Source organism: Streptomyces sp. NPDC042638 (genome assembly GCF_040647235.1).
GTDB classification, from domain to species: domain Bacteria; phylum Actinomycetota; class Actinomycetes; order Streptomycetales; family Streptomycetaceae; genus Streptomyces; species Streptomyces rameus.
The window spans coordinates 1-7,431 of sequence record NZ_JBEZBT010000116.1; the positions used below are offsets into that span (position 1 = coordinate 1).

Annotated in this window: 8 protein-coding genes; 6 read left to right on the forward strand and 2 right to left on the reverse strand. The window is 71.3% G+C overall.

What is annotated here, in order from left to right; translation table 11 throughout:
• Positions 1 to 1,002, reverse strand: a 1,002-nt coding sequence (locus AB0B40_RS37655) for a serine/threonine-protein kinase (RefSeq protein ID WP_362268121.1), incomplete at its 3' end; no start/stop codon positions are given.
• A gap of 163 nt (positions 1,003 to 1,165) precedes the next feature.
• On the opposite strand from AB0B40_RS37655, the gene AB0B40_RS37660 reads away from it, so the two are divergent.
• The 6 genes from AB0B40_RS37660 (at position 1,166) to proC (ending at position 5,870) form a co-directional block, all read left to right on the forward strand.
• Positions 1,166 to 1,519, forward strand: coding sequence for an SH3 domain-containing protein (locus AB0B40_RS37660; RefSeq protein ID WP_362268123.1), 354 nt, complete (start codon positions 1,166 to 1,168; stop codon positions 1,517 to 1,519).
• A 288-nt stretch (positions 1,520 to 1,807) separates the two neighbouring features.
• Positions 1,808 to 2,368 carry an EamA/RhaT family transporter gene (locus tag AB0B40_RS37665; RefSeq protein ID WP_345054135.1) on the forward strand — a complete coding sequence of 187 codons (561 nt, stop codon included), beginning with the start codon at positions 1,808 to 1,810 and terminating at the stop codon, positions 2,366 to 2,368.
• A 126-nt stretch (positions 2,369 to 2,494) separates the two neighbouring features.
• On the forward strand, positions 2,495 to 3,292 hold the full coding sequence (locus tag AB0B40_RS37670; RefSeq protein ID WP_362268125.1) for a class I SAM-dependent methyltransferase: 798 nt from the start codon (positions 2,495 to 2,497) through the stop codon (positions 3,290 to 3,292).
• Between the two features lie 71 nt (positions 3,293 to 3,363).
• Complete coding sequence (locus tag AB0B40_RS37675; protein WP_362268127.1) at positions 3,364 to 4,179, forward strand: ABC transporter ATP-binding protein; 816 nt, start codon at positions 3,364 to 3,366, stop codon at positions 4,177 to 4,179.
• Complete coding sequence (locus tag AB0B40_RS37680; RefSeq protein ID WP_345054127.1) at positions 4,176 to 4,955, forward strand: ABC transporter permease; 780 nt, start codon at positions 4,176 to 4,178, stop codon at positions 4,953 to 4,955. Before AB0B40_RS37675 ends, AB0B40_RS37680 begins: the two co-directional genes overlap by 4 nt.
• A gap of 102 nt (positions 4,956 to 5,057) precedes the next feature.
• Positions 5,058 to 5,870, forward strand: a complete 813-nt coding sequence (proC, locus tag AB0B40_RS37685) for a pyrroline-5-carboxylate reductase (protein ID WP_345054125.1) — start codon at positions 5,058 to 5,060, stop codon at positions 5,868 to 5,870.
• A gap of 25 nt (positions 5,871 to 5,895) precedes the next feature.
• On the opposite strand, the gene trpS is transcribed toward proC, so the two are convergent.
• Entirely contained in the window at positions 5,896 to 6,921 is a 1,026-nt protein-coding gene (gene trpS, locus AB0B40_RS37690) for a tryptophan--tRNA ligase (protein WP_345054122.1), read from the reverse strand.
• Between the last annotated feature and the right edge of the window lie 510 nt (positions 6,922 to 7,431).

Here is a 7,431-nt window from a genome sequence, read left to right on the forward strand (position 1 = left end):
GCCGACCCGCCCGGCGCGGCCGACCCGCCCGGCACGGCCGCCCCGCCCGGCACGGCCGGGAACCTCCGGCGCGGGGCCCTCCGCGGGTCCTTCCCCGAGCCCCTCCGCGGGCCCTTCCCCGGGGTCCTCCCCGCTCCTGCGCTGCGCCGGTATGAACGCCTGGGTGTCGTAAGAAGCCGCCACCGAGCGCAGCTCCCGCATCAGTTCGTCCGGCGTGGGCCGGTCCGCGGGCTCCTTGGCGAGGCAGCGCGTCACCAGCGGCGCGAGACTCTCCGGAACACCGGTGAGATCGGGCTCGTCGTGGACCACCTGGTAGGCGACCACGTAGGGACTGTCGGAGTCGAACGGCCCGCGCCCGGTGGCCGCGTGCACCATGACCGAGCCGAGCGCGAAGATGTCGGCGGCCGGACCCACTTCACGGGGCCGCCGGAACTGCTCGGGTGCCATGAACGGCGGCGTGCCGATCAACTTCCCCGTCTCGGTGCGCAGTTCACTGTCCTTCGGCCGGGAGATGCCGAAGTCGATGACCTTCGGGCCGTCTTCGGCGAGCAGCACGTTGCTGGGCTTCAGATCCCGGTGCACCACACCGACCCGGTGGATGTCGCGCAGCGCCTCGGCGAGCCCGGCCATCAGCCGGCGCAGCTGCTCGGGGGCCAGGGGTCCCTTCCGCTTCACCTGCTCGGAGAGGGTCGGCCCAGGGATGAACAGGGTGGCCATCCAGGGCCGTCCGGCCTCCGGGTCGGCGTCGACCACGGACGCCGTGAAGGCACCGCTGACCCTGCGCGCGGCGGCCACCTCCTGCCGGAAACGGCCCCTGAACTCGGGATCCCGGGCGAACTCGGCGTGTACGACCTTCACCGCGAGCCTCATCCCCGAGGTGCTCCGGGCGAGGTGTACGACCCCCATGCCACCCGATCCCAGACAGGCCTCAAGCCGGTAGTGACCGGCATATTCAGGAAGTTCCGCTTCCGCCCCCGCTCCGGTGTTGCGCTGTGGCGCCATGGACCCACCCCCGTGCTGTTCGTCCGCGCGCGCGACGCACGGAGCCTAGTCGATGACTCGTACGGGACAGAGGCGGCTTGCTAGCGTCTGCGTGCGAGTCGCGCGCGCGTTCCGCGCCGGGTTTCGCCCAGTTCCAGGGAAACGACGGGGGAGGATCACGTTCATGTCCGTTGACCGTGCACAAGAGGCCGAGGCCATCGACAGCGGCGCCGACAGCACTGACAGCGCCGACGGCGCCGACGGTGTGACGACGCTGGCGGCGGCAGCCGTGCGCACCTATGCCGTCGCCCCCGGCGTCCGGCTGAACGTCCGCAGCGGCCCCGGCACCGGGTACAACCTGGTCCGCGTCCTGCCGGAGGGCGTCCGGGTGCCGATCTACTGCCAGACGTCCGGCACGACGGTGTCCGGCCCCTACGGCACGACGAACATCTGGGACCTGATCGACAACGGCGAGTACGTCTCGGACGCCTTCGTCCACACAGGCAGCGACGGCTACGTCGCCGCCCGCTGCGGCTGACCCGAAGCCACCACCCCGGAGCGGTCCGGACCGGAAGCGGCCCGGACCGCCCAGGGGTGCCTGGGCAGGGCGCTGTCCGGAAGGTGGGCTGTTCCGGGCGGTGGGCGGTGGGCTGTTCCAGGCGGCGGGCGGTGGCGGTGGCTGTCCGGGTCCGGGCGGTGAGGTGGCGACGCGGGGGGAGCGGGAGCGCCGCACGGCCGCTGATCGCACGGGGCCCCCGCCGGAGCGCTCTCCCCGGGTGCCCGACCCACCCGGGAGCGCGCTCACGCGCGGAGCCATAATCGTCCCGTGAGCGACGAAACCGGCACCCCGGACACCACGGCGGGCCCCGCCCGAAGCGCGGCCGAGGCCGACGGCGCGGTCCAGAGCGACGGCCAGGTCCAGGGCAGCGGCCCCCGCCCGGAGCCCCTGCGCTTCTTCGGCACGTCCTGGGTGCACCACGACAACGGCTACGCGGCCCGCCGCGCCGGTGTCGCCGTCGGCTCCCTCGCCGCTGCCGCCGGCTCCTGCCTGGTGCTCCGCTTCGCCTTCGACGGCATCCGGATCGCCGGCACCGGCTCCTTCGTGACGGTGCTGGTCGTCGCCATGTTCGCGATCTGCAGCGCGCTCGCCTTCCGCAACACCTGGGAGGGCTTCGGCAAGCGCCACGACCCGCAGCGCCAGGCATCCCTGCGCGGACTGCTGGCCATCGGGTTCGTCGGCTCCCTCCTCGCCTACTTCTTCCGCTCCTTCACCGAGGCGCCGGGAGAGAAGCTGCACCGCGAGGAGTACGAGACGGCCCGCGAGGCCCACGAACGCCGCGCCACCCGCCGCACCGGCAACCCCTCGAAGAAGAAGCGCCGCGGCTAGGGCTCCGCTCCGGCGGTGGCACCCGGCCTCCCGCCCCGGTGAGAGCGCCGGTGAGAGCGCCGGTGAGACGGCCTCGTCGAGAAACGGGCGCGCAACAGGCTTCGGTGATGTCGTAGACCTGAGGGCATGACAGCCTCCCAGCCTCCGGTGGCCGACCCGCACGCCCTGCGTGCCGCGCGAGCCGAGTCCTTCAACTCCGCCGCCGCCCAGTACGCCGCGAACCGCCCCTCGTACCCGTCCGCCCTCTTCGACGCCGTCGAGGAACTGGCCGGCCGTCCCCTGCCGGGTGCCAGGACCGTGGACATCGGCGCCGGCACCGGAATCGCCACCGCCCGCCTGCACGCCCGCGGCGCCGACGTGCTCGCCGTCGAACCCGGTGCCGGCATGGCCGCCGAGTTCCGCCGTGCGCTGCCGGACATCCCGCTCGTCCGGGGCGACGGCAACGCCCTCCCCCTGGCTGACGCCCAGGCCGACCTCCTCACCTACGCCCAGGCATGGCACTGGACCGACCCGGCCCGCTCGGTCCCGGAGGCGCTGCGCGTGCTGCGCCCGGGCGGTGCGCTGGCCCTGTGGTGGAACACCGACGCCCTGGACATCGAGTGGATCGCCGAGGCCGCCGACCGTGCCGGCCGCTTCCTCGACATGGACATCGCCGCGGCGAAGGGCAAGGCCGGCGAGCGGGTCGAGCGTGCCGACCCGAGCGGGCGCCTGGACTTCGCCCACCGCACGGTCCGCTGGAGCCGCCGGGTCCCGGCCGACACGCATCTCGACAACATCGGCAGCCACTCGGCCTTCCTCCTCACCCCCGAGGAGCGCCGGACCACCTTCCTGGCGCAGGAGCGCGCCCACCTGCTGAAGGTCTTCCCGGACGGCATCGTCGAGGAGACGTACGACGTCCTCCTGCTCGTCGCCCGCAAGCCGTGACCCGTTCCTCATCTGCTCCGCCCAGTGGCCCTTGACGTCCGGAGCCCTCCAGGCCGATTATTCATCGCGTGATGAATAACTTGCCGGATCCGCCGTCCCCGTCCCTCACCACCGACTCCCACACCGCCTCCGCCGTCCAGGCCGACGACCTCACCGTCCTCCGCGGCACCAGGACCGTCCTGCACCACCTCCGCTTCACCGTTCCCCGCGGCCAGATCACCGGCCTGCTCGGCCCCTCCGGCTGCGGCAAATCCACTCTCATGCGCTCGATCGTCGGCACCCAGGCCAAGGTCACCGGCACCCTGAACGCCCTCGGCCGGCCGGCCGGCCACCCCACCCTGCGCAGCCGCATCGGTTACGTCACCCAGGCCCCCTCCGTCTTCGACGACCTCACCGTCCGGCAGAACCTCGACTACTTCGCCGCGATCCTCGACCCCGGCCGCGGCGCCGCCGAACGCCGCCGCCGGCACGTCGCCCAGGCCATCACCGACGTCGACCTCACCAGCCACGCCGACGCCCTCGCCGGCAACCTCTCCGGCGGCCAGCGCAACCGCGTCTCCCTGGCCGTCGCCCTCCTCGGCGCCCCCGAACTCCTCGTCCTGGACGAACCGACCGTCGGCCTCGACCCCGTCCTCCGCCGGGATTTGTGGAACCTCTTCCACCACCTCGCCGCCACCCGCGGCGTCACCCTCCTCGTCTCCTCCCACGTCATGGACGAGGCCGAGCGCTGCCACCGCCTCCTCCTCATGCGCGAGGGCGAGATCCTCGCCGACGAGACCCCGGACGCCCTGCGCACCAGCACCGGGACCGAGACCGTCGAGGACGCCTTCCTGCGCCTGGTCGACGAGGCAGCCGCCGAGAGCCGCACGAAAGAGAGCACCCGATGAACCCGGTGACCACGACGACGGCCGCGGCCCCCAGCGCGCTCAACGCCTCCCGCACCACCGCCACCGCCGCCCGGGTCCTGCGCCAGCTGCGCCACGACCCACGCACCATCGCGCTGCTGATCCTCATCCCGTGCCTGATGCTGATCCTGCTGCGCTATGTCTTCGACGCCAGCCCGCGCACCTTCGACAACATCGGCGCCTCGCTGCTCGGCATCTTCCCGCTGATCACGATGTTCCTGGTGACCTCCATCGCCACCCTGCGCGAACGCACCTCCGGAACCCTCGAACGCCTCCTCGCCATGCCCCTGGGCAAGGCCGACCTCATTGCCGGTTACGCCCTCGCCTTCGGCGCCCTCGCCATCGTGCAGTCCGCCCTCGCCACCGGACTGGCGGTCTGGCTCCTCGGCCTGGACGTCACCGGCTCCCCCTGGCTGCTCCTCCTGGTCGCCCTCCTCGACGCCCTGCTCGGTACGGCCCTCGGTCTCTTCGTCTCGGCCTTCGCGGCCTCGGAATTCCAGGCGGTCCAGTTCATGCCCGCGGTGATCTTTCCCCAGCTCCTCCTCTGCGGCCTGTTCACCCCGCGCTCCGACATGCACCCCGTCCTGAGGGGCATCTCCGACGTCCTGCCCATGTCGTACGCGGTCGACGGCATGAACGAGGTTCTCCACCACACGGACATGACGGCGATCTTCGTCCGCGACATCCTGATCGTCGCCGGCTGCGCACTCCTGGTGCTGGGCCTCGGGGCAGCCACGCTGCGACGGCGCACCGCCTAGCCCACGGCCCGGCCGAAAGCGGCCACCCAGCTCCTACCGGCCTCCGTTCCGCCCACCGGACAACCACCCCCCACACCCCACCCCGGTGCGAAACTGATCCGCATGAGCCAGAAAGTCGCAGTCCTCGGCACCGGCAAGATCGGCGAAGCCCTGCTCAGCGGAATGATCCGGGCCGGCTGGGCCCCCGCCGACCTCCTGGTCACCGCCCGCCGCCCCGAACGCGCGGAAGAACTCCGCAGCCGCCACGGAGTCACCCCGGTCACCAACACCGAGGCCGCCAAGACCGCCGACATCCTGATCCTCACGGTCAAGCCGCAGGACATGGGCGCCCTCCTGGACGAACTCGCCCCGCACGTTCCCGCCGACCGCCTGGTCATCAGCGGAGCGGCCGGTATCCCCACCTCCTTCTTCGAGGAGCGCCTCGCCACAGGCACCCCCGTCGTCCGGGTCATGACCAACACCCCCGCCCTCGTCGACGAGGCGATGTCGGTCATCTCCGCGGGCAGCCACGCCACCGAGCAGCACCTCGCGCACGCCGAGGAGATCTTCGGTGGCGTCGGCAAGACCCTCCGCGTCCCGGAGAGCCAGCAGGACGCCTGCACCGCGCTGTCCGGCTCCGGCCCGGCCTACTTCTTCTACCTGGTCGAAGCCATGACCGACGCCGGCATCCTGCTCGGCCTGCCCCGCGACAAGGCCCACGACCTCATCGTCCAGTCCGCTATCGGCGCCGCGGTGATGCTCCGCGACAGCGGTGAGCACCCCGTGAAGCTCCGGGAGAACGTGACCTCCCCGGCCGGCACCACGATCAACGCCATCCGTGAACTGGAGAACCACGGCGTACGAGCCGCCCTCATCGCCGCCCTCGAGGCCGCCCGCGACCGCAGCCGCGAACTAGCCTCCGGTAAGAAGGACTGACAAGAAGGACCGACCCGGCCGACGACTAGCGGGCCGCGCTCAGCGAGGGCTCCGCCACCGGCGGGAGCAGCCCGATCGCCCTGTACGCCCTGTCCACCGTCGGCCGGGCCAACGCCCGCGCCTTCTCCGCACCATCCCGCAGCACCCCCTCCACGTACGCCGGATCAGCGCACAGCTCCCGGTGCCGTGCCTGCAGAGGCCGCAGCACCTCCACCACCGCCTCCGCGGTGTCCTTCTTCAAAGAGCCGTACGAGTCGTAAACGTCCGCCAGTGACTCAGGGTTCCCGCCCGTGCACGCAGCGAGAATGTCGAGCAGATTCGTGATCCCGGGCCGGTCCTCCCGGTCGTACACGACATCCCGGCCGCTGTCGGTGGTCGCCCGCATCACCTTCTTGCGCACCGTGTCCGGCTCGTCCAGCAGATACACGACCCCCGCCCCCGAGTCGTCCGACTTCCCCATCTTCCTCGTCGGGTCCTGCAGGTTCATCACCCGCGCAGCCACCTGTGGAAGCGTCGCCCTGGGGACGACGAACGTGTGCCCGTAACGCTGGTTGAAGCGCACCGCGAGATCCCGGGTCAGCTCCACGTGCTGCGCCTGGTCCTCTCCCACCGGCACCTCGTCCGTGCCGTACGCCAGGATGTCGGCCGCCATCAGGACGGGATACGTCAGCAGCGACAGCCGCACGCTGCCACCGCGCTCCCGCTCCTTCGCGGCCTTCTCCTTGTACTGGATCATCCGCCGCATCTCGCCGTCGGTCGCCACGCACTCCAGCAGGTACGACAGCCGCGTGTGCTCGTCGACATGGCTCTGGAGGAACACGGTGCACGCGTCGGGGTCGAGCCCGGCCGCCAGCAGCAGTGTCGTCGTCTGCCGGCTGAGCCTGCGCACCCGCGCCGGATCGTGGTCCACGGTCAGCGCGTGCAGATCCACCACGCAGAACAGCGAGTCCGCCCGGTGCTGGTCCACCTCGGCCCAGCGCCGCATGGCTCCCAGGTAGTTGCCCAGGGTCAGGTGCCCGGTCGGCTGGACCCCACTGAAGACCCGAGTCATCTCCACTCCACCTTTTGGTTGGGACCGCCGCCCCTGCGGCCGGCCCCCTCAGTCGGAGGGAGATACAAGAACGGCCGCCGAAGCGGCGGCCGTTGAGTGCATACGTGAGCCGGCCGCCGTCAGGCGGCCCACCAGAGCTGGTTGCACGTACGCGTCATCACGTCGTCCACAGTACGCCTCCGGAGTGCTCCTGAGGCGTGAGTTGACACACCCGGCGCCGATCCGTACTGTTCTCCGAGTTGTCCGACGTGAGCGCCGACCCCGGTCGGTCCCCGGACAGCCATTCCGCAAGCACCACACCCCCTGTTCGACGCTTTGGCGTCGTCAGCATTGGCGTGCGTATTTGCGAAATGAGGAATCCGCGTTCGAAAGGACGCCGGCCCCCGATTAGCTCGGGAGCCAGGAATCCGCTAAAGTCTCACTCGTCGGAACGGCCCAAGGGCCGGGAAGACAAGCCCCCCTGACTGGGAGTCAGACGCCGAAAGGATCTGATAGAGTCGGAACCGCCGG

Bases quoted from the DNA above. Each gene is read 5' to 3' on its own strand.
- AB0B40_RS37660 (WP_362268123.1), top strand. From the start codon at position 1,166: ATGTCCGTTGACCGTGCACAAGAGGCCGAGGCCATCGACAGCGGCGCC.
- AB0B40_RS37670 (WP_362268125.1), top strand. From the start codon at position 2,495: ATGACAGCCTCCCAGCCTCCGGTGGCCGACCCGCACGCCCTGCGTGCC.
- AB0B40_RS37675 (WP_362268127.1), top strand. From the start codon at position 3,364: ATGAATAACTTGCCGGATCCGCCGTCCCCGTCCCTCACCACCGACTCC.
- AB0B40_RS37680 (WP_345054127.1), top strand. From the start codon at position 4,176: ATGAACCCGGTGACCACGACGACGGCCGCGGCCCCCAGCGCGCTCAAC.
- proC (WP_345054125.1), top strand. From the start codon at position 5,058: ATGAGCCAGAAAGTCGCAGTCCTCGGCACCGGCAAGATCGGCGAAGCC.
- trpS (WP_345054122.1), bottom strand. From the start codon at position 6,921: ATGACTCGGGTCTTCAGTGGGGTCCAGCCGACCGGGCACCTGACCCTG.